Origin of the sequence: Oxalicibacterium sp. (genome assembly GCF_035565035.1) — a bacterium.
GTDB lineage: Bacteria > Pseudomonadota > Gammaproteobacteria > Burkholderiales > Burkholderiaceae_D > Oxalicibacterium.
This window is the reverse complement of sequence record NZ_DATMTD010000008.1, coordinates 24411-51101: the sequence shown is the minus strand read 5'-3', so window position 1 is coordinate 51101 and position 26691 is coordinate 24411. Positions and strand designations below refer to the sequence as shown.

Annotated in this window: 22 protein-coding genes; 15 read left to right on the top strand and 7 right to left on the bottom strand. The window is 58.1% G+C overall.

Going from position 1 to position 26691, the window contains the following annotated elements; translation table 11 throughout:
• From purD to rng, 8 genes are all read left to right on the top strand, one after another.
• Window positions 1–1008, top strand: a 1008-nt coding sequence (gene purD / locus VN114_RS00730) for a phosphoribosylamine--glycine ligase (RefSeq protein WP_325510973.1), incomplete at its 5' end; no start/stop codon positions are given.
• Window positions 1008–1427 carry a cytochrome c family protein gene (locus VN114_RS00725; RefSeq protein WP_325510971.1) on the top strand — a complete coding sequence of 140 codons (420 nt, stop codon included), beginning with the start codon at window positions 1008–1010 and terminating at the stop codon, window positions 1425–1427. The genes purD and VN114_RS00725, both read left to right, overlap by 1 nt.
• A 58-nt stretch (window positions 1428–1485) precedes the next feature.
• Window positions 1486–2397 carry an oxygen-dependent coproporphyrinogen oxidase gene (hemF, locus tag VN114_RS00720; RefSeq protein WP_325510969.1) on the top strand — a complete coding sequence of 304 codons (912 nt, stop codon included), beginning with the start codon at window positions 1486–1488 and terminating at the stop codon, window positions 2395–2397.
• 13 nt (window positions 2398–2410) lie between these two features.
• On the top strand, window positions 2411–3079 hold the full coding sequence (nadD, locus tag VN114_RS00715) for a nicotinate (nicotinamide) nucleotide adenylyltransferase (RefSeq protein ID WP_325510981.1): 669 nt from the start codon (window positions 2411–2413) through the stop codon (window positions 3077–3079).
• On the top strand, window positions 3079–3747 hold the full coding sequence (gene rsfS / locus VN114_RS00710; RefSeq protein ID WP_325510967.1) for a ribosome silencing factor: 669 nt from the start codon (window positions 3079–3081) through the stop codon (window positions 3745–3747). The genes nadD and rsfS overlap by 1 nt, the downstream gene beginning before the upstream one ends.
• Before the next feature lie 15 nt (window positions 3748–3762).
• Window positions 3763–4233 carry a 23S rRNA (pseudouridine(1915)-N(3))-methyltransferase RlmH gene (gene rlmH / locus VN114_RS00705; RefSeq protein ID WP_325510965.1) on the top strand — a complete coding sequence of 157 codons (471 nt, stop codon included), beginning with the start codon at window positions 3763–3765 and terminating at the stop codon, window positions 4231–4233.
• Window positions 4234–4287: 54 nt separating this feature from the next.
• Complete coding sequence (locus tag VN114_RS00700) at window positions 4288–4908, top strand: Maf family protein (RefSeq protein ID WP_325510964.1); 621 nt, start codon at window positions 4288–4290, stop codon at window positions 4906–4908.
• Window positions 4905–6368 carry a ribonuclease G gene (gene rng, locus VN114_RS00695; RefSeq protein WP_325510962.1) on the top strand — a complete coding sequence of 488 codons (1464 nt, stop codon included), beginning with the start codon at window positions 4905–4907 and terminating at the stop codon, window positions 6366–6368. The genes VN114_RS00700 and rng overlap by 4 nt, the downstream gene beginning before the upstream one ends.
• Before the next feature lie 36 nt (window positions 6369–6404).
• Here rng and VN114_RS00690 read toward each other — a convergent pair whose 3' ends face one another.
• Window positions 6405–7274, bottom strand: a complete 870-nt coding sequence (locus tag VN114_RS00690; RefSeq protein WP_325510960.1) for a LysR family transcriptional regulator — start codon at window positions 7272–7274, stop codon at window positions 6405–6407.
• A 123-nt stretch (window positions 7275–7397) separates the two neighbouring features.
• On the opposite strand from VN114_RS00690, the gene VN114_RS00685 reads away from it, so the two are divergent.
• Entirely contained in the window at window positions 7398–8393 is a 996-nt protein-coding gene (locus VN114_RS00685; RefSeq protein WP_325510958.1) for a zinc-dependent alcohol dehydrogenase family protein, read from the top strand.
• On the opposite strand, the gene msbA is transcribed toward VN114_RS00685, so the two are convergent.
• Window positions 8394–10124, bottom strand: coding sequence for a lipid A export permease/ATP-binding protein MsbA (gene msbA / locus VN114_RS00680; RefSeq protein ID WP_325510956.1), 1731 nt, complete (start codon window positions 10122–10124; stop codon window positions 8394–8396). It lies immediately after the preceding gene.
• A gap of 78 nt (window positions 10125–10202) precedes the next feature.
• On the bottom strand, window positions 10203–13661 hold the full coding sequence (dnaE, locus tag VN114_RS00675; protein ID WP_325510954.1) for a DNA polymerase III subunit alpha: 3459 nt from the start codon (window positions 13659–13661) through the stop codon (window positions 10203–10205).
• Window positions 13662–13824: 163 nt separating this feature from the next.
• Between dnaE and VN114_RS00670 the strand changes: the two genes are divergently transcribed.
• Together VN114_RS00670 and kdsA are read left to right on the top strand one after the other, a co-directional pair.
• Entirely contained in the window at window positions 13825–14667 is an 843-nt protein-coding gene (locus VN114_RS00670; RefSeq protein ID WP_325510951.1) for a sulfurtransferase, read from the top strand.
• A 53-nt stretch (window positions 14668–14720) separates the two neighbouring features.
• Entirely contained in the window at window positions 14721–15563 is an 843-nt protein-coding gene (gene kdsA, locus VN114_RS00665) for a 3-deoxy-8-phosphooctulonate synthase (protein WP_325510949.1), read from the top strand.
• 232 nt (window positions 15564–15795) lie between these two features.
• Here the strand turns inward: kdsA and VN114_RS00660 are convergent, their stop codons facing one another.
• A complete protein-coding gene (locus VN114_RS00660) occupies window positions 15796–16494 on the bottom strand; it encodes a pirin family protein (RefSeq protein WP_325510947.1) in 699 nt (232 codons plus the stop codon).
• A 135-nt stretch (window positions 16495–16629) separates the two neighbouring features.
• Between VN114_RS00660 and VN114_RS00655 the strand changes: the two genes are divergently transcribed.
• Both VN114_RS00655 and gluQRS read left to right on the top strand, forming a co-directional pair.
• Window positions 16630–17547 (top strand): LysR family transcriptional regulator, encoded by a 918-nt coding sequence (locus VN114_RS00655; protein ID WP_325510945.1) that lies wholly within the window; start codon window positions 16630–16632, stop codon window positions 17545–17547.
• A gap of 3 nt (window positions 17548–17550) precedes the next feature.
• Window positions 17551–18465 carry a tRNA glutamyl-Q(34) synthetase GluQRS gene (gene gluQRS, locus VN114_RS00650; RefSeq protein WP_325510943.1) on the top strand — a complete coding sequence of 305 codons (915 nt, stop codon included), beginning with the start codon at window positions 17551–17553 and terminating at the stop codon, window positions 18463–18465.
• An 8-nt stretch (window positions 18466–18473) separates the two neighbouring features.
• Here gluQRS and VN114_RS00645 read toward each other — a convergent pair whose 3' ends face one another.
• From VN114_RS00645 to VN114_RS00635, 3 genes are all read right to left on the bottom strand, one after another.
• Entirely contained in the window at window positions 18474–18959 is a 486-nt protein-coding gene (locus VN114_RS00645) for a VOC family protein (RefSeq protein ID WP_325510941.1), read from the bottom strand.
• An 86-nt stretch (window positions 18960–19045) separates the two neighbouring features.
• Complete coding sequence (locus VN114_RS00640) at window positions 19046–20545, bottom strand: DEAD/DEAH box helicase (RefSeq protein ID WP_325510939.1); 1500 nt, start codon at window positions 20543–20545, stop codon at window positions 19046–19048.
• 358 nt (window positions 20546–20903) lie between these two features.
• Entirely contained in the window at window positions 20904–21257 is a 354-nt protein-coding gene (locus VN114_RS00635) for a hypothetical protein (RefSeq protein WP_325510937.1), read from the bottom strand.
• A gap of 398 nt (window positions 21258–21655) precedes the next feature.
• Between VN114_RS00635 and glgA the strand changes: the two genes are divergently transcribed.
• Both glgA and VN114_RS00625 read left to right on the top strand, forming a co-directional pair.
• Window positions 21656–23203 (top strand): glycogen synthase GlgA, encoded by a 1548-nt coding sequence (gene glgA, locus VN114_RS00630; protein ID WP_325510935.1) that lies wholly within the window; start codon window positions 21656–21658, stop codon window positions 23201–23203.
• A 136-nt stretch (window positions 23204–23339) separates the two neighbouring features.
• The gene (locus VN114_RS00625; protein ID WP_325510933.1) at window positions 23340–26642 is read left to right on the top strand and encodes an alpha-1,4-glucan--maltose-1-phosphate maltosyltransferase; all 3303 of its coding nucleotides are present in this window, start codon (window positions 23340–23342) and stop codon (window positions 26640–26642) included.
• Window positions 26643–26691 lie beyond the last annotated feature (49 nt).

The following is a 26691-nucleotide window of genomic DNA, read 5'->3' as shown; positions in this document are numbered from 1 at the left end:
ATCTTCGGCCCCACGCGCGAAGCCGCGCAACTGGAAAGCTCGAAGGATTTCGCCAAGGCCTTCATGAAGCGCCACGGCATTCCGACCGCCGAATACCAGACCTTCTCCGAGGTCAATGCCGCGCACGACTACATCAATCAGAAAGGCGCACCGATCGTGATCAAGGCCGATGGCCTCGCTGCCGGCAAGGGCGTGGTGGTCGCGATGACGCGCGAGGAAGCGCACGACGCGGTCGAGATGATGCTGTCGGATAACAAGCTGGGCGACGCCGGTGCGCGCGTCGTGATCGAGGAATTCCTGGCCGGCGAGGAAGCCAGCTTCATCGTGATGGTCGACGGCAAGAACATCCTGCCGCTGGCCACCAGCCAGGATCACAAGCGCCTGCTCGACAAGGACGAAGGCCCGAACACCGGCGGCATGGGCGCCTATTCGCCGGCCCCCATCGTCACGCCGGCGCTGCATGCGCGCGTGATGCGCGAGATCATCCAGCCGACCGTGCAGGGCATGCACAAGGACGGCATTCCGTTCACCGGTTTCCTGTATGCCGGCCTGATGATCGACGAAAAGGGCAATCCGAAAACGCTGGAATTCAACTGCCGCATGGGCGACCCGGAAACGCAGCCGATCATGGCGCGCCTGAAAACCGATTTCGTCACCGTGGTCGAGCATGCCATCGGCGGCACGCTGGATACGATCGAGCTCGAATGGGACCGCCGCACCGCGCTCGGCGTGGTGATGGCGGCGCATGGCTACCCCGATGCGCCGCGCAAGGGCGACATCATCACCGGCATCGCCGATGAAACGCCGGACAGCGTGACCTTCCACGCCGGCACCGTGCTGGAAGGCGACAAGCTGAAAGCTTCCGGCGGGCGCGTGCTGTGCGTGGTCGGCCTCGGCGACAGCGTGAAGACGGCACAAAAGAAAGCGTATGACGCGGTCGACCGCATCCATTTCGACGGCATGCAGTTCCGCCGCGACATCGGCTGGCGCGCGATGAAACGTCCCTGATGCTCCAGCGCGCCAGCGGAAAGACATTCCCGTGCGCGGCGCTGGCGTTTCTCCTTGCGCTGGCTGCTTGCGGCAAGCAGGCTGGGGAATCGAGGCTCGAGAATGCCGCAAGCGGCGACGCGATCGCCGGCAAGAAGGTGTTCAACACTTGCGCAAACTGCCACCAGGTCGGGCCGTCCGCGCGCGGCGGCTTCGGGCCGCAGCTGAACGGCATCATCGGCCGGCCGGCAGGATCCACATCGGACTACCGCTATTCGGCGGCAATGAAGGACGCCGGCTTCGTCTGGACCGAAGACAAGCTGCGCGCTTTTCTGCGCGATCCGGATACGGTCGTGCCGGGCAACAGGATGCGCTTTTTCGGCATCCGCAGCGAGCGCGACATGAAGGACTTGCTCGCCTACCTGCGCAGCGTTTCCTGACCGGCGCATGTGCGGCGCAGAGTACAATCGACGCGATAACGATCATCTTCCGAACACCGTGACACTCTCCCCCGTATCCGCCCAGGCCGTATTCGACTATCTGCAGGACTTGCAAACGCGTATCGTCTCCGCGCTGGAAGCCGTGGACGGCAAGCCCTTCCTGCGCGACCAATGGCAACGCGCCGAGGGCGGCGGCGGCATCTCGCGCATCATCGAGGAAGGCAATGTGTTCGAGCGCGGCGGCGTCGGCTTCTCGCACGTGCTCGGCAAGAACCTGCCGCCCTCCGCCGCGGCGAACCGCCCCGAGATCGCCGGCCGCAACTGGGAAGCGATGGGCGTATCGCTGGTGCTGCATCCGCGCAATCCGTATGCGCCGACCGTGCACATGAATGTGCGTTTCTTCATCGCCACGGCAGAAGGCAAGGAACCAATCTGGTGGTTTGGCGGCGGCATGGATCTGACGCCGTATTACGGCTTCGAGGAAGATGCGCAGCATTTTCATCAAACCTGCCGTGACGCGCTGCAACCATTTGGCGACGACCTGCATCCACGTTACAAGAAGTGGTGCGACGAGTATTTTTATCTGAAGCATCGCAAGGAACCACGCGGCGTCGGCGGCATTTTCTTCGACGACCTGAACGACGGTGGCTTCGAACGCTGCTTTGCCCTGCAACGCAGCGTCGGCGATCGTTTCATCGATGCCTATCTGCCGATTCTGGAACGTCGCAAGGACGCGCCTTACGGCGAACGCGAGCGCGATTTTCAGGCTTATCGCCGCGGCCGCTATGTCGAATTCAATCTGGTGTTCGATCGCGGCACGCTGTTCGGCCTGCAATCCGGCGGACGCACCGAATCGATCCTGATGTCGATGCCGCCGATCGTGAAGTGGCGTTACGACTGGCGGCCGGAAGCAGGTAGCGCAGAAGCACGCCTGTACTCCGATTTCCTGATTCACCGTGACTGGGTCTGATGTGCCGGCAGACATGAAGAATGCAGCGGGCGAAAAACGTTGCGTGGCGCTCCTGGGCGGCAGCTTCGATCCGGTGCATAACGGGCACGTCGCACTTGCCGATTATTTCGTCAATCTGTTGCAACCGGATGAACTACGCATCATCCCGGCCGGCGATCCGTGGCAAAAACATGGTTTGCAGGCATCCGGCAACGACCGGATGGAAATGGTGCGCCTTGCCTTCGATACGCAACAAGTACCGATCAGCATCGATCCGCAGGAAATTCTGCGCAGCAGCGCAACCTATACGATCGACACCTTGCGCGCCGTGCGTGCCGAACTGGGGCCCGACGTTTCCATCGTGTTCCTGATCGGTGCAGACCAGTTGCAACACTTGCATACCTGGCAGGAGTGGCGGGAGATGTTCGACTATGCGCACCTATGCGCGGCATCCCGTCCCGGCTTTGCGATGGATACCGCACATGTACCGGGTGATGTCATGCAGCAATTCGCATTGCATGCCGGTACGCCGGAGCAGATTCGCAACACGACACACGGGCTGGCCTGTCTTGCTCCCGATCTGGCGGTCGATATTTCGGCCACCGACATCCGCGCTGCGTTGCAGCGTGGCGACCACCCGATTTCGCTGGTGCCTGACAGGGTGCTAGACTATATCGAACAACACCATCTCTACAGAAACTAATGGACATCAAAAAACTGCAAGCACTGGTCATCGACGCGCTGGAAGACGTCAAGGCACAAGACATCCAACTGTTCGACACCACGCATCTGACCAGCCTGTTCGATCGGATTGCCGTAGCGTCCGGTACATCGAATCGCCAGACCAAGGCGCTCGCGTCATCCGTTCGTGACAAGGTCAAGGCCGCCGGCGGCAATATCGTCAGCATTGAAGGTGAAGACACCGGCGAATGGGTCCTCGTCGACCTGGGCGACATGATCGTCCACATCATGCAACCGGCCATCCGCGCCTACTATCGACTGGAAGAAATCTGGGGCGAAAAGGAAGTCAAGTTTGGTGCCGCAAAACGCACGTCCAAACGCGGTAACGACGAGGATGCGCCGAAAAAAACGACCGGCCGCCATCTGGCCGCCAGCCAGGCCTCACTGAACGACGACGAACCGAAAAAACCGGCGCGCAAAACAGCTGTGAAGAAATCGGCAGTCTCCGCAAAGAGCGCGGCGAAAAAAGCACCTGCCAAGAAAGCCGTCGGCAAAACCATCAAGGTTGCAGCGACCAAAACCGCCGCTGCATACAAAAAGGAAAAAGCGCCTGCCAAAAAAGCAGCTGCGAAAGCACCTGCGAAAAAAGTGGTCGCAAAACGCGCACCGGCCAAGAAATCAGCAGACTAAGCCGCCGTCATTGTCATGCAGCTCGTCATCGCTGCCGTCGGTCACAAGATGCCGGCGTGGATCGAAAACGGATTCGGCGAATATGCGAAACGCATGCCGCCCGACTGCCGCATTCTCCTCAAGGAAATCAAGCCCGTCGAACGTTCCGGCAGCAAGACTGCCGAAACCGTGATGGCGCTTGAACGGACGAAGATCGAGGCGGCGTTGCCAAAGGGGGCGCGCATTGTTGCGCTGGACGAACGCGGCAAGGACCTGACGACGATGCAGTTGTCGCAATCGCTGACGCAATGGCAGCAGGATGGCCGCGATGTCGTCTTCGTCATCGGCGGTGCCGACGGCCTCGATCCTGAATTGAAGCGCAATGCCGACATGCTGATCCGCATTTCCAGCATGACATTGCCGCACGGGATGGTGCGCGTATTGCTGGCGGAACAGTTGTATCGCGCCTGGTCGATCACGCAGAATCATCCTTATCATCGCGTGTAACGAACAAAACCAGCCAACAGACCGGTCGAAAACCACTGCGTACCATATGACGTCATGAAACCGATCCCGCAGAAAATCTACCTCGCCTCCAAAAGTCCGCGCCGGCGTGAATTGCTGCGCCAGATCGGCATCGAGTTCGAACTGCTGCTGTTGCGTGATCAAACGCCGCGCGGGCCGGAAGTGACCGAAATCGTGCTGCCGAATGAACGTGCCGAAGACTATGTCGCGCGCGTCACGCTGGAGAAAGCGCAGTTCGCGCAAAAGACGATGTGGTGGCGCAAGCTGCCGCTGCGTCCCATTCTTGCCGCCGATACCACTGTCGTGCTCGATGGCCGCATTCTCGGCAAGCCGGTCGATGCGACGGAAGCAACCGACATGATGCGTGCACTGTCCGGTCGCACACATCAGGTGCTGACACATATTGTCGTGCTGCACGACGACAAGACCTATCAGACCACACAGCGCTCGGACGTCGCCTTCACCGCATTGACCGACGAAACGATCCGCGCCTATTGCGCAACCGCAGAACCATACGACAAGGCAGGCGGCTATGGCATACAGGGCCAGGCCGCGCTGTTCATCCAGGATATCGCCGGCAGCTATTCGGGCATCATGGGCCTGCCGCTATTCGAAACCGGACAACTATTGAAGCAGGCTGGCCTGCACATCCTATGAGCGAAGTCATTCTCGTCAACGTTACCCCGCAGGAAACCCGCGTCGCACTCGTGTTGCAGGGTGCCGTGCAAGAACTGCACGTCGAACGCACGCTATCGCGCGGCATGGCCGGCAACATCTACGTCGGCAAGGTCGTACGCGTATTGCCCGGCATGCAATCGGCCTTCGTCGATATCGGTCTCGAACGCGCGGCCTTTCTGCACGTCGCCGACATCTGGGACGCGCGTTCACACGCCGGACCGCCGACCACACCGATGCCGATCGAACGCATGCTGCACGACGGTCAGTCGATCACGGTGCAGGTCATCAAGGATCCGATCGGCACCAAGGGCGCGCGACTGTCGACGCAGATCTCGATCGCCGGTCGCATGCTGGTTTATCTGCCGCAGGAATCGCACATCGGTATTTCGCAACGCATCGAGAACGAAGCCGAACGCGAAGCATTGCGTGAAAAAGTGCAAAGCCTGATGCAAGCCGGTGAAAAAGGCGGCTTCATCATTCGCACAATGGCAGAAGACGCGTCCGATGCCGATCTGCAAGCGGACATCGAATATCTGCGCAAGACGTGGAACAACATCACGCAACTGGCAAAAACCAAACCGGCACCGTCGCTGCTGTACCAGGATCTGGATCTGGCGCAACGCGTGATGCGCGATTTCGTCAACGATGAAACGGCGATCATCCAGGTCGATTCGCGCGAGAATTTTTTGAAGATCAAGGCGTTCGGCGAACTGTACACGCCGTCGGTGTTGTCGAAACTGGTTCACTATCCGGGCGAGCGTCCGCTGTTCGACCTGTACGGTGTCGAGGAAGAAATCCAGCGGGCCCTCGGTCGTCGCGTCGATCTCAAATCCGGCGGCTACCTGATCGTCGATCAGACCGAAGCGATGACGACCATCGACGTCAACACTGGCAGCTTCGTCAACGGTCGCAACTTCGACGACACGATTTTCAAGACCAATCTGGAAGCGTCACACGCGATTGCGCGCCAGTTACGGTTGCGCAATCTCGGCGGCATCGTCATTCTCGACTTCATTGACATGGAGAACGAGGATCACAAGACAGCCGTCTTGAACGAGCTGAACCGTGCACTGGCACGCGACCGTACCAAGGTGTCGGTATCGGGATTCTCTGCGCTGGGGTTGGTGGAAATGACGCGCAAACGTACGCGTGAATCGCTGTCGCACATTCTTTGCGAACCGTGCCCGGCATGCAGCGGCAAGGGACAGGTGAAAACCGCACGCACGATCTGCTACGAAATCCTGCGCGAACTGACGCGTGAAGCCAAACAGTTCAATCCGCGCGAATTCCGCATTCTCGCATCGCAGGTGGTGATCGACATGTTTCTTGAAGAAGAATCGCAGCATCTGGCAATGCTGAGCGACTTCCTCGGCAAGCCGATCTCATTGCAGGTGGAAACGATCTATCACCAGGAACAGTACGACGTTATTCTGTTGTAACGCTAGCCCTGTACTAAACGGCGGCGAACGACCGATTCAGTTACCGCCATAGCGTTCCAGTACCACATCAAGAAATGCCCGCAGACGACGCAGCCCGCGTAAATCGCGATGGTAGCCCAGCCATACATCGCGCCCCGGTGGCGACTCGCCGAGATCGATTCGTTTCAAATTCGGAATGAGATCGCCCAACGGACGCGGCAGGACGGCCAGACCGGCGCCCTGGGCGCACATCATGGCCTGCGCATCGCGGCTGTTGCTGCGAAACACGATATTTGCTTTCGGTAACAGCCGATGCAGCCACTGCACATCCGGAAAATCCTCGAACGCGCTGTCGAGCGTGATCAACGAACAACCGGTGCCCTCGTCTTTCAAGGGATTGTTCTGTCCGGCAGGTCCATACAACCCGTAATCGATGTGCATCAACTTGCGCTGAATGATATCCGGCTGATCGAACGGCTGGATACGAAAGACCAGATCGGCCTCCCGTCGGGATAAGTTGAACAAGCGTGCATCGGTCAGAAGTTCCACCGTGACATGCGGATGTGCAAGCGAAAAGGCGTGGCAAACCGGCGTCAGCATATGGACGCCAAACCAGTCGGACGAAGACACTCTGAGTACACCGCTCAGTTCATTGCGCTGCCCTGCCAGTTCTCGTTCGAACGCCAGTGTTTCCTCTTCAACACGCTCGGCATGCCGCAATACTGCCGCCCCTTCGTCGGTCAGGATAAAACCGTCACTGGTCCGCTGAAATAGCATGTGTCCGACTGCTTCCTCCAGAGCGCGCAAACGCCGCCCCATGGTCGGCTGCGTCTGGCCGGTCAGGCGCGCTGCACCGCCCAGCGTACCGGCACGCGCAATTGCCAGGAAAACTTTCAGGTCGCTCCACTCCATTTTCACCTCATTCATTTTTGAATGGACGTTATTCAATAACATCTATTTTCGAACAATTCTGCATGACATACGATGCAAACGTCAATCGACAAATAGTCAGCCGGAAAGTCCGGCAGCAGAACGAAAAAGGAAATCATCATGAACCACACCATGCGCGCACTGATTCTCGAACAGCATCAAAGCCCTTTTGCATTACGCACTGTTTCGCGCCCTGCGGCGGGAAAAGGCGAACTTCTGGTGCGCATCCATGCCAGCGGCGTCAATCCGCTTGACGTCAAAGTGCGTAGCGGCGCTGCCGGTCATGCGAAAACCACATTGCCCGCCATCCTGGGCATGGATGTCGCCGGTGTTGTGGAAGAAATCGGTGACGACGTGTCGGGATTTCGCATCGGCGATATGGTCTACGGCATGGCTGGCGGTATTGGCGGCATACCAGGTTCGCTGGCGGAATTCGGCGCATTCGATGCCAACTTGCTGGCAAGGAAGCCGGACAACTTCAGCATGCGTGAAGCGGCCGCTCTGCCCCTGATTTTCATTACCGCATGGGAAGGTCTGGTCGATCGCGCCAATGTGAAGGCCGGACAGAAGGTGTTGATCCACGGTGGCGCAGGCGGCGTCGGCCACATTGCGATCCAGATTGCCGTCGCACGCGGTGCAAAAGTGTATGCCACCGGTAGCGCAGCACAGAAGGAATTGATCGAAAGTCTGGGAGCGACCGCCATCGATTATCGCAACATGTCGGTGGAAGACTATGTGCAGCGCTATACAGATGGAGAAGGTTTCGACGTGATTTACGACACCGTCGGCGGCGCAACACTGGATGCATCATTTGCGGCGGCACGCGCTTACACCGGCCATGTCGTCAGCTGCCTGGGATGGGGAACGCATAGTCTGGCGCCACTGTCGTTCCGTGCTGCGAGCTACTCCGGCGTGTTCACGCTATTGCCGATTCTGAGCGGAAAAGGCCGCGCGCATCATGGAGACATCATGCGCGAAGCCACCGCGATGGCAGAAAAGGGAAAACTGCGGGTGATCGTCGATCCGACGCGCTTTGATTTCGACAATGCGACAGAAGCGCATATCGCTATCGAGAATCGCACCGCCAAAGGAAAACTGGTCGTCGAGATTGTCTGATCACTCCGTCGCGAACTGCAGGTTGTACAGGTTGGCATATACGCCGCCCTGTTCCAGCAGTTCGCGATGTGAACCGATTTCGACGATGCGGCCTTCCGACAGCACCGCAATGCGGTCGGCGCGTTCGATGGTCGACAAGCGATGCGCAATCACCAGCGTCGTGCGACCGCGCATCAATTCATCCAGCGCGGCCTGTACTGCACGTTCCGATTCGGAATCCAGTGCAGAGGTCGCTTCATCCAGAATCAGGATAGGTGCATCCTTGTAGATCGCGCGCGCAATTGCCAGACGCTGACGCTGACCGCCGGACAAACGATTGCCATTGTCGCCAACGATCGTCTCCAGTCCCTCCGGCAAACCGGCGATCACATCGTCCAGATGCGCTGCCTTTGCCGCGGCAACGATGCGATCGCGATCCGGCGTGGCATCACCGTAGGCAATGTTGGCCGCGACCGTGTCGTCGAACAGCACGACGTGCTGGCTGACCATTGCGATCTGTTGGCGCAAACTGATCAGTGCAATCTCTTCGATCGACACACCGTCAAGACGCAGTTCGCCATCCTTGATCGGGTAAAAACCCGGCACCAGATTGACCAATGTCGATTTGCCGCCGCCGGACATGCCGACGAATGCCACGGTCTCACCCGGATTCACGGTCAGGTTGATATCGTGCAGCGCACGTTGCTGATGGCCGGGATAGGAGAAGCCGAGCTTGCTGAACTCCAGCTTGCCGGCAGCACGTTCCGACAGAACGCGACCGTTGGTGCGTTCCGGCATTTCATCGATCAGGCCGAACACGGCTTCCGCCGCCGTCAAGCCGCGCTGCAGCGGGCCGTTCACTTCGGCAATGCTTTTCAGCGGCGACAGCAGCATCAGCATCGCCGTGATGAAGGAGACAAATCCACCAACCGTTGTCTGGTTGTCCCCCGACTGGATCAGCGCAATCACGATCACGATGGCGACAGCGCACGATGCCATGATCTGCGTCAGCGGCGTGGTGGCTGCGAGCGATGTCACCATGCGCATCGTATAGCTGCGCAACTTGTCAGCGCGTTTTTCAAAGCGATCCTGTTCGTATTGCTGACCGCCGAAAATCTTGATGACCTGGCTGGCGCGCGTGGTTTCCTCGATCACCTGCGTCAGTTCGCCATTGACCTTCTGGTATTCACGCGTCAGGCGACGCACGCGCTTGCCGGTCAGGCGTACGACCGTTGCGATCAGCGGCAGCAGCACGAACGCGACCAGCGTCAGTTGCCAGTTGAGCCAGAGCAGAAAGCCCAGCAGACCGATCACCGTCAACGTATCGCGGATCAGCGGCACCAGAATCTTGGTGATCATTTCGATGACCTGTTGTACCTCGAACATCATCGAATTGATCACGCGACCTACCGGATGCGCATTATAGAAACCCAGCGGCACGTCCAGCATGCGGTTGAACATCTGCTGGCGCAATGTGCTCAACAGGCGAGACGTGATCCACGTCATCGTGTAGTTGGTGGCGAACGTCGAGAGACCGCGCACAAGGAAGATGCCGACGATCGCCGCCGGTACCAGCCACAGCGAAAAGCTCGGCTTGCCGGTGAAACCCTTGTCCAGCAGCGGGCGCATGATCGCCGGGAACATCGGCTCCGTCGCTGCCGTGACGATCATGCCGAGAAAGGCCAGCACCAACCGGTTCCGGTAAGGCGTCAGCATGCCCAGCAGGCGTTTGATATGCGGAGGAAATTTCATGACTTGCGTCTCTCAGTACGGCTTGATTCCGGCGACGTCCGGATTCTGTTGTTATGGACAGGCACGTCAAACATGCCGTTATTCGTAAGCGATCTGCACGTTCTGTTCGGAATACAGATCGATGAGCTTTTGCCGGATGTTGTCGTCCGGATTGATGCGCCACTGTTCACCCAGGCGCAGTTCCGACACGCCTTTCGGATTACGGTATTGCACGACAACCGGACTGCCATCGGGACGGACCGCACCCTGCAGCGTCGCCATCAATGCCTTCACATCGGCTGTGGCCTGCAACGAAATGGTTACGGCCTTCGCATACTGGATGCGTGCCGAAGCGATATCCATCACCTTTTCCGCAGTGACACGCAGGCCGCCGGAGAAACGGTCTTCCGATACCTTGCCCTGCACAGCAAGGAATTCGTCTTCCTTGAACAGATTGCGGTTGGCGTCGTAGACCTCGTTATAAATGGTGATATCGACCGTCGCACTGCCGTCGTCCAGCGTGACGATCACCATGCGCCCGCGTTGCGTCATCTGCGTACGCAAACCCGAGATCACGCCGGCAATCATCCGCGGCTCGCGTGACGGCTCCAGATTCGCCAGCTTGGTACGCGCAAAACGTCGCGCCTCGTCCGCGTAGTAATTGAATGGATGGCCAGACAGATAAAAACCCAGTGCAGCCTTCTCTTCAGTCAGCTTTTGCTTTTCGCTCCAGGGCGCCGTCTTCACATATTCCGGTGGTGTTTCCAGATCGCTGTCATCGCCGCCAAACAGGCTGACCTGATTGGCCGCAGCTTCCGCCTGCTCCGCACCTTCCATCGCGAAGCTGACCGATGCCAGCAAAATGGCACGATCGACGTTGAAGCAATCGAACGCGCCGCCACGGATCAGCGATTCGATCGTGCGTCGATTGATCTGTTTCTTATCGACGCGTTTGCAGAAGTCGAACAGGTCGGTGAACGGTTTACCCTGCCGGGCCACCACGATTGCATCAATCGCACTTTTTCCCGAGCCTTTGACCGCACCCAAACCGTAACGGATCTGCGTGGCTTTCTTGCCCGGTACGCCGACCGGGGTGAAGCGATAATCGGACTCATTGATATTCGGTGGCAGCAGCGTCAGGCCGCAGACATCGATCGCGTCCTCGACGAGAATCTTGATCTTGTCGGTGTCGTCCATCGCGAGCGACAAGTTGGCTGCCATGAACGCGGCCGGGTGATGCGCCTTCAGATAGGCGGTGTGATATGACAGAAGTGCATACGCCGCAGCATGCGATTTGTTGAAACCGTAACCGGCAAATTTCTCCATCAAATCGAAAATCTCGTCGGCCTTCTCTGCCGACAGGTCGTTCTTCGCCGCACCTTCGCGGAACAGCTCGCGATGCTTGGCCATTTCTTCGGCCTTCTTCTTGCCCATCGCACGGCGCAGCAAATCGGCGCCGCCGAGCGAGTAACCGCCGATGACCTGCGCCATCTGCATGACCTGTTCCTGATAAACCATGATGCCGTAGGTCTCGGACAGAATGGCCTCGGTACGCGGATCCGGATATTCGAATTTTTCACCGTGCTTGCGTCGGCAGAAATCGGGAATCAAATCCATCGGACCCGGACGGTACAACGCCACCAGCGCGATGATGTCCTCGAACCGATCCGGACGTGCATCCTTCAGCATGCCTTGCATGCCGCGGCTTTCAAGCTGGAACACAGCGACCGTTTTGGCCTTGGTCAGCAACTCGTACGACGGCCGGTCGTTGAGCGGCAATTTCTCCAACGAGAAATCGGCCATCGCCGGATCGAGCTCCTTGATGTAACGCACCGCGCGATCGAGAATCGTCAGCGTGGTCAGCCCCAGAAAGTCGAACTTCACCAGGCCGACCGCTTCGACGTCGTCCTTGTCGTACTGCGACACCACGCCGGCATCGCCACCCTGCGTATACAACGGGCAGAAATCGGTCAGCTTGCCCGGAGCGATCAATACGCCACCCGCGTGCATGCCGATGTTGCGCGCAATGCCTTCGACCTGCTGCGCGAGATCGAGTAGTTGCTTGACCTCCTCTTCCTTTTCCATGCGCTCGGCCAGCATCGGCTCTTCCTTGATCGCATCGGAAATCGTCACCAGCTTGCCCGGCTTGAACGGAATCAGTTTTGAAATGCCATCGCAGAAGTTGTAGCCGAAATCCAGCACACGACCGACGTCACGCACCGCACCTTTCGCGGCCATCGTACCGAACGTCGCAATCTGCGACACGGCATCCTTGCCGTAGGTATCCTTCACGTACTGAATGACGCGATCGCGCCCTTCCTGGCAGAAATCGATATCGAAGTCGGGCATCGATACGCGTTCCGGATTCAGGAAGCGTTCGAACAGCAGGTTGTATTGCAACGGATCGAGATCGGTAATCAGCAACGAATAGGCGACCAGCGAACCCGCACCCGACCCGCGACCCGGCCCGACCGGCACGCCGTTGTTCTTTGCCCACTTGATGAAGTCGGCCACGATCAGGAAGTAGCCGGGAAACTTCATCTTGATGATCGTATCGGTCTCGAACTTCAACCGTTCCTGATAACGCGGTCGTTGCTTTTCGCGTTCTGCGGCATCGGGATACAGATGTTCGAGCCGCATCGCCAGACCGCGTTCGGCTTCCTGCACCAGGAATTCATCGATCGACACACCGCCCGGGGTCGGAAAATTCGGCAACTGCGGCTTGCCAAGTTCCAGCACCAGATTGCAGCGCTTGGCGATTTCGACGGAATTGCGCAACGCGTTTGGCATGTCGGCAAACAGTTCGGCCATTTCGGCCTGCGTGGTAAACCGCTGCTGTTCATTGAAGCGCTTGACGCGACGCGGATTGGCAAGGATTTCGCCCTCGGAAATACAGGTGCGCGCCTCGTGCGCAATGAATTCTTCCTGCGATAAAAACTGTACGGGATGCGTGGCGACAACCGGCAATCCCAATTTGGCGGCGAGGACGGACGCCTGCCGCACGTGCGCATCCATGTTCGGCTGCCCCGCACGTTGCACTTCAATATAGAAATGCCCGGGAAACAATGCCGCCCAGCGTTGCGCACAGCGTTCTGCGCCAGCCAGATTGCCATTGTCGATCGCAATGCCGACATCGCCGAAATGCGCGCCGGACAGGACGATCAATCCTTTTTCTGCAGCGGCTGCGATTTCTTCCAGCCATTCCGGCCTGATTTCAGCCCGGCCACGATGAATATTCGTCAGCCACGCACGCGACAGCAGATCGCACAGCTGCAGATAACCGTGACGATTCTTTGCCAGCAGCAACAGGCGCGACGGCTTGTCGCGATCGTTGTCGTTCGTGATCCAGACATCGCAGCCAACAATCGGTTTGATGCCTTTCGAGCGCGCTTCCTTGTAGAACTTGACCATGCCGAACAGGTTGGCCAGATCGCTGATCGCCAACGCCGGCTGGCGGTCTGCCGCGGCCGCCTCGATCACATCATCGATACGGACCAGGCCATCGACGATCGAATATTCGGAATGCAGGCGGAGATGAATAAATTGCGGTGAAGTCATGGCCGGTATTCTACCGCGCCCTCCCGACGATCCGGCAGTCTGCCCGCGGCAAAGTTTATAATGTCGCCTTGATTCAGCCAGACCAGGACGCCACACCGCCGGCACGCAATGTCGGAGGCACTGTTGTCCGAATCGCAAGGCGATCCTCACCGACTCACGCACCATGCAACCGACTTCTTCGTTCGTCAACATCGCGGCATACAAATTCGTCAGCTTCGACGACACGGCCGAAAAACGCCCTGCTTTTCTCGCCAAATGCAACGCTCTGGCGTTGAAAGGCACGATCCTGCTCAGCCCGGAAGGCATCAACCTGTTTCTCGCAGGCAGTCGCGCGGCGATCGACGATTTTCTGTCATGGTTGCGCGCCGACCGCCGTTTCAGCGACCTGGAAGTGAAGGAAAGTCTGTCCGGCGAACAGCCGTTCAACAAGATGCTGGTCAAACTGAAGCGCGAAATCATCACGATGAAGCATCCGCTGATCAAGCCGGAAGAAGGCCGTGCGCCGGCCGTCGACGCCGCCACGCTAAAACGCTGGCTCGATCAGCGACACGACGACAACGGCAAGCCGGTCGTCATGATGGACACACGCAACGCGTTTGAAGTCGATGTCGGCACGTTCGACAACACATTGGATTACCGCATCGAAAAATTCAGCGAATTCCCGGACGTGGTCGCCGCGCACAAGGACGAGTTGAACGACAAGACCATCGTCACGTTCTGTACCGGCGGCATCCGCTGCGAGAAAGCGGCAATCCACATGAAGAACATCGGCTACGACAGCGTGTACCAGCTGGAAGGCGGCATTCTCAAATACTTCGAGGAAGTGGGCGGCGACCACTACACCGGCGATTGCTTCGTGTTCGATCACCGCACCGCGCTGAATCCGAAGCTGGAGCCGAGTACCGCACCGACGACCTGCCCGACCTGCAACGCGCTTGTATCGCCACGCGAGCAGCTGGCACCGGAATTCGTCGCAGGCTCGTCCTGCGCGCACTGTAAAAAATAAACCGTTGCGCGCATGCGCAATCCATCGCAACACGACAACTCAAGAGACAACACATGATCAACATCGGTGACATCAAGGTCGATAACAGCCTGCCCTTCGTCCTGTTCGGCGGCATCAACGTGCTGGAATCGCGCGATCTGGCGATGAAGTCATGCGAAGAGTACGTGCGCGTGACGCAGAAGCTTGGCATTCCGTACGTGTTCAAGGCATCGTTCGACAAGGCCAACCGCTCATCGATCCATTCGTATCGCGGTCCGGGCCTGGACGAAGGTTTGCGCATTTTTGAAGACGTGAAAAAAGCCTTCGACGTACCGCTGATTACCGACGTACATGAACCGCATCAGGCTGCGCCGGTCGCGGAAGTGGTCGACGTGTTGCAACTGCCGGCCTTTCTCGCGCGCCAGACTGACCTGGTCGTCGCGCTAGCCAAGACCGGTCGCGTGATCAACATCAAGAAACCGCAGTTCCTGAGTCCGTCGCAGATGGGCAACATCGTCGAAAAATTCAGGGAAGCCGGTAACGAACAACTGATCCTGTGCGATCGCGGCAGCAATTTCGGCTATGACAATCTGGTGGTCGACATGCTCGGTTTCGGCGTGATGAAAAAAACCTGCAACAACCTGCCTGTGATCTTCGACGTCACGCACGCGTTGCAACAGCGCGATCCGGGCGGCGCGGCGTCCGGCGGTCGTCGTGAACAAGTGCTCGATCTGGCGCGTGCCGGCATGGGCGTCGGTTTGGCGGGCTTGTTCCTCGAAGCACATCCTGATCCAAAAGTCGCAAAGTGCGACGGCCCAAGTGCGCTGCCGCTGGCGAAGCTGGAGCCATTTTTGACGCAGCTGAAACAACTGGATGATTTGGTTAAGTCGTTTGAGCCGCTGGATATTGACGCGTAGTTTTTTCAGATGATCTGTAGTCAGTAACAGGCAAATAGATAAGCGCGGCGTCTTTGGACGTCGCGCTTTTTATTAAGTCCTATATGATTAGTTTTTGGTCGCAAATGTAGTTGCTGACCGACGCTCAGATGCCGGCAGCGCCCCCGAATATGAGCATCATTGATGAGACAGAATCAATCAATAAAAAGCGCGACATCTTGTGAATGCCGCGCTTTTTTTAGATCAAGGTTAATCAAACCAAATCGAATACCAGCACTTCCGCCTGCTGACCATTTGCAATCGTCAAGGTATCGGTATCCGACACCTTCAGCGCATCACCGGTACGCAACGCAACGCCATTTACTTCTACCGCGCCGCGTGCAACGTGCACATAGGCAAGGCGGCCTTCTGCCAGCCCCAGCGATGCGGTTTCACTGCCGTCGAACAACCCGGCATACAGCTTCGCATCCTGATGAATCAGTACCGATCCATCAGCACCATCGGAGCTAGCGATCAGACGCAGGCGACCGCGTTTTTCTTCCGCCGAAAAATGCTTTTCTTCATAACTCGGCGGAATCCCGTTCACGTTCGGCTGGATCCAGATTTGCAGGAAATGCGTCGTCTGATCCTGCGAATGATTGAATTCCGAATGCCGCACACCGCTACCGGCGCTCATGCGTTGCACATCGCCCGGACGAATCACGCTGCCGGTGCCCATGCTGTCCTTGTGCGCCAGTTCGCCTTCCAGCACATAGCTGATGATTTCCATGTCGCGGTGGCCGTGCGTGCCGAAACCCTCACCGGCGTTGACGCGGTCTTCGTTGATCACGCGTAGCGGGCCGAAACCCATATGCTCTTCGTCGTAGTAATTGGCGAACGAAAAGGTGTGATACGAATCCAGCCAGCCATGGTTTGCGTGACCGCGGTCTTCACTTTTGCGAATTTCGAGCATGATGTTTCCTTTCGTTGAGTTTTATTGCATGACATGCGTCACTGCATAAATCACACTATAGATGCTCGAAACGCTTTAAATAAGGGCATAATTCCGCATAAGTCATTCAAAATATTTGAATATTGGAAATCGACCATGAATCTGACACTGGAAGCCATCCGCATTCTGGACACCATCGACCGCAAGGGCAGCTTCGGCGCGGCGGCGGTTGCGCTGGACCGCGTGCCGTCCGCACTGACTTACAGCGTACGCAAGCTGGAAGAAGACCTCGATGTGCTGCTGTTCGATCGTCGCGGCCATCGCGCCAAGCTGACGCCTGCAGGGCAGGAATTGCTGAACGAAGGTCGCCATCTGCTGCGTGCCGCCAGCGAACTCGAACAACGCGTCAAGCGCACCGCCAGCGGCTGGGAAGTCGAATTGCGCATCGTGCTGGATGCGCTGATTCCTTTTGAAAACATGATCCCGCTGATCGACGAATGCGACTTGCACAGTGCCGGCACGCAGTTGCGTTTTTCGACGGAAGTATTGTCTGGCACATGGGAAAAACTGATCAATGGCGAAGCCGACCTGGCGATCGGCATCTCCTACGACGGCCCGGATCTGGTACGCGGCTCCGGCGGTTTTCGTGCGAAGCCGCTGGGCGATGTCGATTGGGTTTTCGCCGTCGCGCCACATCATCCGCTGGCAAACATGGAAGAACCGCTGGCGGCGAATATCGTCCAGCAGCATCGCGCGATCGCCGCCGGCGACAGCGGCCGTCTGCTGCCCAGCGTTACGTCCGGCCTGCTGACAGGACAATCGACGCTGACCGTGCCAACGGTGCGCGACAAACTGGCGGCGCAGGTTGCTGGCCTCGGTTGCGGTCATCTGCCGCGCAAATGGGCGCAACCGTATCTCGATAGCGGCGCATTGATCGAGAAGCAAACCAGCGAAACCAAACCCGACGGCGCCTTGCAATATGCGTGGCGCACCGATGCACGCGGCAAATGCCTGAAATGGTTTCTGGGCAAACTGGCCGATCCGGACGTGCATAAAAAACTACTTGCGGAGTAAGCAATGGCTAACAAGAAGAACAACAACTACACAGGCCGTTTCGCCCCGTCACCCAGTGGCCCACTGCATGCCGGTTCGCTGGTCGCCGCAATGGCCAGCTATCTCGATGCGAAATCGCATGACGGGAGTTGGCTGGTGCGCATCGAAGACATCGACGAGGCGCGTACCGTGCCCGGCGCGGCCGACGCCATCACGCAGGCGCTGTCGATATTCGGCATGCGGCACGATGGCGAGATTGTCGTGCAAAGCCGGCGCAAGTCTCTTTATCAAGCCGCATTCGATCGTCTTGCCGGACACACTTATGCATGCGGTTGCACCCGCAAGGAAATCGCCGATTCGCGTCTCGCCACCGGACTCAGATTCGCCGCCGATGGCGCAGCTATTTATCCGGGGACTTGTCGCAACGGATTAGGTGTCGGAAAAATTGCACGCGCCTTGCGTCTGCGCGTGCCGGAGATTGGCGAACAGAACGAATCAATCACATTCGACGACCGCTGGCTCGGCCCGTTGACGCAGCATCTGGCAACCGAGGTCGGCGACTTTGTGTTGAAGCGTGCGGATGGATTCTGGGCGTATCAGATCGCCGTCGTCGTCGACGATGCAGATCAGGACATCACGCATGTGGTACGAGGTACCGACCTGCTGGAATCGACCGGACGGCAGATTTACCTGCAACGTCTGCTGGGATTGCCGACGCCGTCCTACATGCACGTGCCGGTCGTTCTGAATGAGGTGGGAGAAAAGCTGTCGAAGCAGACGGGAGCGAAGGCGCTTGATCTGGACAATCCACTCAGCGAACTATTGCGCGCCGCGCGCTTTCTGCAATTGAATATCGATCATGCGGATTCGATTGCAGAATTCTGGCAAAAGGCCATCGCCGCCTGGAGACAGCGCTTCGTCGGAAACGACGGAAAGTAAACTGCGTATCAGCGCGTGTTATTCGCTGCAGCTTCGACCTGCGCAATATCGATCTTCGTCATCGACATCATCGCCTTCATTGCGCGTGCCGCCTTGCTCTTGTCGGGATCGGTAAACAACTCCATGAGGCGACGCGGCGCAGTCTGCCACGACACCCCGAATTTATCCTTCAGCCAGCCGCACTGACTGGTGCTACCGCCTTCCGACAGACGTGTCCAGTACATGTCGACTTCCTGCTGATCGGCGCAGTCGATGCTCAATGAAATCGCTTCGGTAAATGGAAAATCCGGACCGGCGTTCAATGCCAGTATCTGCTGTCCCTTCAATTCGAACAGGATGGTCAGCACCTTGCCATTGTGCGCAGGCACGGCCTCGCCGTAGTGCGATATCTCAAGAATGCGGGAATCTTCGAAGATGTCGAGATAATGCCGCACAGCTTCCTCGGCATTGAAGTCGAACCACAGGCAGGGAATGATTTTCTGGCGTTCCGTCATGATTGATCTCCTTGATTTCCTTGTTGATGAAGGCATACAGGGAACAACACTTCCGTACCGCTATTTGCGCCTTGCGGCGCACGTGTTCAGCGCTTGAATGCGCCGCCCAGCAACGCAGCAACTTTCTGCTTGCCCGGCTTGATCGATTTGTTGTCGGCCTGCTTGTTGTCGGTAACGGTACCGGCCGATGGTTCATACGGCTTGAGGAAGAACGGATCGACCGCTTCCTTGCGTGGCGCGCCGGCATAGGCGCTGCGACTGTGAACAGTCTTGTTGTCGTGCGACGTATTGCTGCGTTCGGAACGGCCACGCGAAGCTGAATCGTCACGACGTGGCGGACGATCGGACGACGAACGCTCGCGACCTGCTGCACGCGGAGCGAAACCGACGAGATCGCCCGGTACGCATTTCTGCTTGATCAGTTTTTCGATATCCACCAGCAGACGCGCATCCTTGTCGGAATACAGCGAGATTGCATCGCCGGTTGCACCTGCACGACCGGTACGACCGATGCGATGCACGTAGTCTTCCGCGTTGTACGGCAGATCGAAGTTGATCACGCACGGCAGTTCGGCAATGTCCAGACCACGCGCGGCGACGTCGGTCGCGACCAGCACTTCGATCTCGCCCTTCTTGAACTGCTCCAGCGCCTGCATGCGTTCACCCTGCGACTTGTCGCCGTGAATCGCAGACGCCTTGATGCCTTCGCTTTCCAGCTGGCGTGCGAGACGCGAGGCGCCGATCTTGGTATTCGAAAACACGATCACCTGTTTCAATCCGCGTTGGCGAATGATGAACGACACCGCATCGCGCTTGGCTTCCTCTTCCACCTTGTAGATGATCTGCGTGACATTCTCGTTCGTCGCATTGCTGCGCGCGACTTCGATCGTGACGGGATTCTTCAGGAAGGTGTTGGCCAGCTTCTTGATCTCCGGCGAGAAGGTCGCGGAGAACATCAGGTTCTGGCGTTGCTTCGGCAACAGGTTGATGATGCGCTGCAAGTAGGGCAGGAAGCCCATGTCCAGCATGCGGTCGGCTTCGTCCATCACCAGAATCTGCACCTGGCCGAGACTGATGTTTTTCTGTTCAACGTGATCCAGCAGGCGGCCCGGCGTGGCGATGACGATCTCGACGCCCCCCTTCAGGATCACGGTCTGCGGCTTCATGTCCATACCGCCAAACACCACGGTCGAACGCAGCGGCGTGTGGCGCGAATAGGCCTTGACGTTTTCCGCCACCTGATCGGCCAGCTCGCGCGTCGGCGTCAAAATCAGTGCACGCACCGGATGACGCGCAGGCGAAGCGCTGCTGTTCGCGTGCGCCATCAGCAACTGGATGATCGGCAGCGAGAAGCCGGCGGTTTTACCGGTACCGGTTTGCGCGGCACCCATCACGTCGATACCTTTCAGCACGACGGGAATCGCCTCGGCCTGGATCGGCGTCGGGTGCACATAACCCTGATCGTTCAGCGCGCGCAGGATTTCCGGCGCGAGACCGAAATCCTGAAAGCGGATGGCAGGTGCGGCTTCGGCCTGTGCGATTACCGTCGTTGGGAGAGCGGGCGTTTCTGACTGAATGTCGGACATGATGTACAGCAGGTCTTACGTATGGGGTACCGCTATTGGAGCATGGAAAAAAGTCACGCTCGTGACGATCCGGAAGAGACCTGACTCTTTCGATAGTTGAATAAATACAGAATGATCAGAAGCGGAATGCGTCCGTCGGCACCGACGACAAACTGCATCGTCTGGAGCGCCGCGCAATGCTCCGATGAAAGCCGACATTATACGCCTGACGGCAGAAACACGTGATTTATCAACGGCTTGGATGAAAATGGCAGGCTGTTGGCGAAATGCCATCGAAAGAATTGCCGAACGTTTCCGTCCGGTCTTCCTGTTTACGACGAGCAAAGCACTGCGATGCCGCGCCATTCTTCCAGCCCGTTCAAGAAGCCGAAATCGACAGCGTGTATCTCGACGACTCTCCACGAAGCGCCACGGCGCGATCGAGATAGATGCGGATGATGTATTTGCCGCCATCCTGGATCTGTTGCTGCCACGCTTTCCCGTCGTGCGTTTCACCGACGAACAATGCTTCGTCGCTTTCCTGCCGCACTAAATCGAAATAAGTCCATGAGAACTTGTCGGCGTCCAGCGCGACTGAAAGCGTCTGCCCTTTCTTCACATGCACGACATAATCGCGGGTGCTGTTGTCGGGTCCTTTCAACTTTCCCTTCAGTTTGTACAGCACTGCTGCCGGGCAGATCGATGGAATGGCTGGGGATGGCGCCTTGCGCAAACACCGGCTGGCTAAACATCAGCAAAAAGAAACTCGCCGTGGCAACCAGGATTTTTATCGAACGCATTTTCTTCTTTCGTATCAAATTCAATGCTTGCATCGATGCAAAACACGACAGGGTTCGCATGGATTGCAAGATTACCAAAACGCCTTTTTCCTTCCGGAAAACAATTTCTCGAAAGAAGCATTCCACACCAAATTATTTCCTTGATGCACTCATTTCACCCCTTTATTGAGATGAAATTACCCGATTTTTAATCAGGTAACGTTTTCTTACAAATTGTCGCGGCAGTGTCTGATTCGCCTTTTCAGCGCGGTTCGGTAAGGTGGACTCCCGAAACCAAACAACATGCAGCCCGCTCTTTTTCGCCGCCGCATTTTTCCAAGGGGAAAGTCAAATGATGCCGCAACCACGCGTTCTTCTCGTCACCTCAGAAGCAATTCCTCTTGTAAAAACAGGCGGATTGGCAGATGTCATCGGCGCACTGGCTTCCTCATTGTCCACGCTGGACGTCGACGTCACGATCCTGCTTCCCGGTTATCCGACAGCGGTTGAAAAGACAAGCGGCCTGAAAAAAATCGCCGACCTCGTCGGCCTGCCTGGTGGCGATGCCGAACTGTTTCTCGGCAAGATGCCGGACACCGGCGTCAAGGTATTGGTGCTGTGCTCACCGCTTTTCGACAAGCGGACAGTCAATCCTTACGTTGATCACACCGGTCACGAACTGGACGACAATGCAATTGCGTTCGCATCGTTGGCCCACGCTGCCGTGCGCGTGTGCGCCGGCAAGGCAAATTATCCGGTGCCGCACGTGGTGCAAGCCAACGACTGGCATGCCGCGCTGATTCCAGCATTGTTGAAACTGGAAAAAATCACCGACGTCGGTACGGCACTGACGATCCACAACCTCGCATTCCAGGGTAACTACCCGACCGATATTGCACCACAGATCGGCATTCCGGCCGAAATGATCGATGAGAACGGCATGGAGTTCTGGGGCAAGATGAGCTACCTGAAAGCAGGTATTGCGTACTCGGACAGCATCAGCACCGTCAGCAATACGTATGCAAAGGAAATCCTGACCGAACGCTTCGGCTACGGCTTCGAAGGCATCCTGAATCGCCGCAAGTCGGTGCTGCAGGCGATTCCGAACGGCGTCGATCTCGACGTCTGGAACCCGTCGACCGATCCGCTCATCAAGCGTAATTTCAGCGACGCCAACATGAGCGGCAAGGCTGCCTGCAAACGCGACCTGCAAAAACTGTTCAACCTGCCGATCCAGCAATTCACGCCATTGATGGCGATCGGCAGCCGGATCACGCACCAGAAAATGGCTGACCTGATTCTCGATGCGATGCCACGCATCCTGCAGGACCATCCGCATCTGCAAATCGCGATCCTGGGCTGCGGCGATCCGCAATACGAAAACCAGTTCAAGCAACTGGCAGCCGAGCATCCCGATCGTATCGGCGTCTTCATCGGCTACGACGAACATCGTGCCCATGCGCTGCATGCCGGTGCCGACATCCTGCTGCACCCGACGCGCTTCGAACCGTTCGGCCTGACGCCGATCTATTCGATGCTGTACGGCACGATTCCTGTCGCGTCGCGCGTCGGCGGTTTGTGCGACACCATCGTCGATGCCGGACGCGAACTGCTGCCTGCCGACGATGCCACCGGGATCCTGTTCGATGGCGAAGAAACCGACGACCTGGTCGACGCGATCGCACACGCATTGCGCCTGTATGCGCGTCCCGCCGCATGGCAGACGATGCAGCGTCGCGCGATGCAAGGCGATTATTCGTGGACCAATCCGGCACTGGCATACATCCAGATGTATTCGCGAATTGCGCCACCGACGGGAAGACAGCTGTTCCTCGACTTGCTCAAACCCAAGGCAAGCAAACCATCCGTCAATCCGAATCACTACAAGCTGACTGCATGAGGAGAAAAAGTCCGCAGCTTCCTGTATCAACGACGGTCGGTCCGCAGGATCGACCGATTGTTGTTGGCGGCCTTTCGCTTCACGTTGCAGCGCTGTTCCGTTCCACCTTTTTTCCATCAACTGAAACGGTCTGACCATGCAAAGCCGTACCGTTTCGGGCTGTTGCCCGCCGCGCATTCATTGCATCGCTGCCGCTGATATCGTTCGCGACGACGATTGGCAATCGCTGTTCGCTCGTGTCTCCGCCATGCAGTTCGATTCGATCCTGCTGGCCGGCTGTGCGTTATCGTCGTTCGGTGAACCTTCTGTCCAGGATGCAGGCGAGCAATCTGCGCTTGCCCGCTTTGCGCAAGCCTGTCGCAAGGCCGAACTGAAGCTGCTGCTCGATCTCGAAATAGACCGCTTCCCCGTTGCAGACCCTTTTCATGTCGCGCTTGAAGAAAACTTCTTCCTGCCGGAACAGGATGTGCACGCCCTGCCCGATCCGCGCTTCGGCACGGTCCAGCGGGACGATCGTCGCATGCAGCTGCGACTCGATGCGAATGGTACGCAGCTGGCACTCGCTTACTGGCAAACGCAACTGACACAATGGGTGAAAATCGGTGTGGGCGGTTTTCGCTGTCTCGGCATCGCACGCATCTCGCCTTATGTATGGCAGACGCTGATTGCACAAACGAAAGCGGCTGACCGGCACGCGCCGGTTTTTCTCGCCTGGACGCCCGGCTGCACGCCGGAACAATTGACGGCGATCGCCGATTGCGGCTTCGATGCCGTATTTGCATCGGACGCATGGTGGGACTATCGCTCCAGCTGGCTGGCAGAAGAACATCGTCGACTCTCCGCCATCGCACCCGTCATCGCCGCACCGGAAGATCCGTTTGGCAGCCGGCTGGCTCATCGCCTGCATCTCGACGATGCCGATGCAGTTTTTCGCGCCAGCCGGCGTGCCGTGCTGGTGGCGGCCATCGTCGGCGACGGCATGATGCTGACGGAAGGATTTGCGCAAGGTGCCGACGCCGTGCTCGCGGACCTGCATCGGGACAGGCGTTGGCTGCTGCAACCGTTATTCGATCTGACTACAGTCATTGCCGACGCGAACCAGCGTCTGCACGCCAGCGCCGGTGCCGCCGAACTGCGTCAACCGTTGCACATGCTGTCCTCGCCGCACGCCGATGTCGGCTTGCTGTTGCGCCAGACGGAACCGTTTGCTTCGTCGTCGGCGCTGCTGACGATCGTCAATGCAGACAGCCACCATGAACATGCAATTTCCGCCGCACTGTTGCGTGATCGCCTGAACGACTGGGCATTGCCGCAATCGCTGATGCAATCGGGCGCAATGCTTGCGCCATCCGATGTGCAGTTCGTTGTGCTGCAACCGGCCAGGCCGGTCATCGTTCCCACGCCGGCCGGCAAAACCGCCGTAAAGCGCGCAGCGAACAGCGCGCGCATCGCGATCGAACAGATTGCGCCTGCCGTCGAACACGGACGCTTCGCCGCCAAACGGATTGCCGGCAGCCTGATCGATATCGAAGCGGACATCTATAGCGACGGCCATGACAAACTGGCTGCAGCCGTATTGTGGCGCCCCGCCGATGAAAAGGAATGGCAGGAAGTGCCGATGCAGCCGACCGTCAACGATCGCTGGCATGCGGTCCTGCCGTTGCAGCGGGTCGGTCGCCATGTCTTTGCCGTTGCGGCCTGGCGCGACGACTTCGCGACCTGGCGCGATGAATTGCAGAAAAAACTGCAGGCGGGCCTCGACGTTTCGCTGGAACTGCAGGAAGGCCGCCTGTTGCTGGACAATACGCTCGCCGGACAGGATGAGGGCAGTCCGCATGCAAGCGCACTGAAAAAACTGCTGAAACAGTTGCCGGCGAAAAGCAAAAAGAAAACGGCAGAGACCGGTCGCGACACGTATCGCGACGCCATCGACCTGTTGCTATCCGCCGAGACGACGCGACTGATGCATGTCGCCGACCTGCGCAGTTTTTTCACACGCAGCGACGACTATCCGCTCGACGTCGAACGACGACAGGCCGAATTCGCCAACTGGTACGAACTGTTCCCGCGATCGCAAAGCGGCGACCCGTCCCGTCACGGCACTTTCGACGATGTGATCCGGCGCCTGCCCGCAATCCGCGACATGGGATTCGACACTCTGTATTTCCCGCCCATTCACCCGATCGGCAGCAAGAACAAGAAAGGCAAGAACAACAGCCTGACGCCCTCGGAAGACGATCCCGGCAGTCCGTACGCAATCGGTTCCCCCGAAGGCGGTCACGATGCGATTCATCCGCAACTCGGCACGCTGCAGGATTTCCGTCGCCTGCTGGTCGCCGCCGCCGAACACGGCATGGAGATCGCGCTCGACTTCGCGATCCAGTGTTCGCCCGATCATCCCTGGCTGCAACAGCATCCGGAATGGTTTGCATGGCGACCTGACGGCACGATCCGCTACGCGGAAAATCCGCCGAAAAAATACGAAGACATCGTCAACGTCGATTTTTACGCGGAGGATGCGATTCCGGACTTGTGGATTGCATTGCGCGATGTGGTGCTGCTGTGGGTGCGCGAAGGCGTGCGCGTGTTCCGCGTCGACAATCCGCATACCAAGCCGCTGCCGTTCTGGGAATGGATGATCAACGATGTGCGCAGTCGTGCGCCGGACACGATCTTCCTGTCGGAAGCGTTTACGCGACCGAAGCCGATGTACCGGCTGGCTAAAGTCGGCTTTTCGCAGTCGTACACCTATTTCACCTGGCGCCACACCAAGCAGGAATTTATCGACTACCTGACCGAACTGACGGCAACGGGGCCCGGCGCACCGCGCGAATTCTTCCGGCCGCATTTCTTCGTCAATACACCGGACATCAATCCGCGTTTCCTGCAGCGATCCGGGCGCCCGGGGCATTTGATTCGCGCTGCGCTGGCAGCGACATTGTCCGGCCTGTGGGGCGTGTACAGCGGATTCGAACTGTGCGAGGCGCAGGCTGTCACAGGAAAAGAGGAATATCTCGATTCGGAAAAATACGAAATCCGTGCGTGGGACTGGAATCGCCCCGGCAACATCGTGCGCGAAGTTGCCCTGCTGAATCGTCTGCGCAACAGCAACCCGGCATTGCAGTCCCATCTGGGAATCCGTTTCCTGCAGGCGTCGAACGAGCAGATTCTGTATTTCGCCAAATCGACACGCCACGAGAACGACGGTGAACGTTTTGGGGACAACACGTTGCTGGTCGCCATCAATCTCGATCCGTTTGCCGCGCATGAAGCGGCGATCGATGTGCCGCTGTGGCGCTTCGGTCTGCCCGATGACGGAAGCGTGCAGGTGGAGGAACTGACGAGCGATGCGCATTTCAGCTGGCAGGGCCGACAACAGTTCATCCGGCTTGATCCGCAGCAACTACCTTTCGCCATCTGGCGCATTCGTCCCGCATAACGCGAACGTAAAACAGAACACGACTCGCAGCAACGCGACCGCAGAAGAA

What these genes read in the sequence shown, in the direction of transcription:
- VN114_RS00625 (WP_325510933.1), top strand. Translation starts at nt 23,340, where the DNA reads ATGCAAAGCCGTACCGTTTCGGGCTGTTGCCCGCCGCGCATTCATTGC.
- VN114_RS00660 (WP_325510947.1), bottom strand. Translation starts at nt 16,494, where the DNA reads ATGCTCGAAATTCGCAAAAGTGAAGACCGCGGTCACGCAAACCATGGC.
- kdsA (WP_325510949.1), top strand. Translation starts at nt 14,721, where the DNA reads ATGATCAACATCGGTGACATCAAGGTCGATAACAGCCTGCCCTTCGTC.
- VN114_RS00685 (WP_325510958.1), top strand. Translation starts at nt 7,398, where the DNA reads ATGAACCACACCATGCGCGCACTGATTCTCGAACAGCATCAAAGCCCT.
- dnaE (WP_325510954.1), bottom strand. Translation starts at nt 13,661, where the DNA reads ATGACTTCACCGCAATTTATTCATCTCCGCCTGCATTCCGAATATTCG.
- rlmH (WP_325510965.1), top strand. Translation starts at nt 3,763, where the DNA reads ATGCAGCTCGTCATCGCTGCCGTCGGTCACAAGATGCCGGCGTGGATC.
- rng (WP_325510962.1), top strand. Translation starts at nt 4,905, where the DNA reads ATGAGCGAAGTCATTCTCGTCAACGTTACCCCGCAGGAAACCCGCGTC.
- VN114_RS00700 (WP_325510964.1), top strand. Translation starts at nt 4,288, where the DNA reads ATGAAACCGATCCCGCAGAAAATCTACCTCGCCTCCAAAAGTCCGCGC.
- VN114_RS00670 (WP_325510951.1), top strand. Translation starts at nt 13,825, where the DNA reads ATGCAACCGACTTCTTCGTTCGTCAACATCGCGGCATACAAATTCGTC.
- rsfS (WP_325510967.1), top strand. Translation starts at nt 3,079, where the DNA reads ATGGACATCAAAAAACTGCAAGCACTGGTCATCGACGCGCTGGAAGAC.
- msbA (WP_325510956.1), bottom strand. Translation starts at nt 10,124, where the DNA reads ATGAAATTTCCTCCGCATATCAAACGCCTGCTGGGCATGCTGACGCCT.
- glgA (WP_325510935.1), top strand. Translation starts at nt 21,656, where the DNA reads ATGATGCCGCAACCACGCGTTCTTCTCGTCACCTCAGAAGCAATTCCT.
- VN114_RS00725 (WP_325510971.1), top strand. Translation starts at nt 1,008, where the DNA reads ATGCTCCAGCGCGCCAGCGGAAAGACATTCCCGTGCGCGGCGCTGGCG.
- VN114_RS00640 (WP_325510939.1), bottom strand. Translation starts at nt 20,545, where the DNA reads ATGTCCGACATTCAGTCAGAAACGCCCGCTCTCCCAACGACGGTAATC.
- VN114_RS00645 (WP_325510941.1), bottom strand. Translation starts at nt 18,959, where the DNA reads ATGACGGAACGCCAGAAAATCATTCCCTGCCTGTGGTTCGACTTCAAT.
- VN114_RS00655 (WP_325510945.1), top strand. Translation starts at nt 16,630, where the DNA reads ATGAATCTGACACTGGAAGCCATCCGCATTCTGGACACCATCGACCGC.
- VN114_RS00690 (WP_325510960.1), bottom strand. Translation starts at nt 7,274, where the DNA reads ATGAATGAGGTGAAAATGGAGTGGAGCGACCTGAAAGTTTTCCTGGCA.
- nadD (WP_325510981.1), top strand. Translation starts at nt 2,411, where the DNA reads ATGAAGAATGCAGCGGGCGAAAAACGTTGCGTGGCGCTCCTGGGCGGC.
- gluQRS (WP_325510943.1), top strand. Translation starts at nt 17,551, where the DNA reads ATGGCTAACAAGAAGAACAACAACTACACAGGCCGTTTCGCCCCGTCA.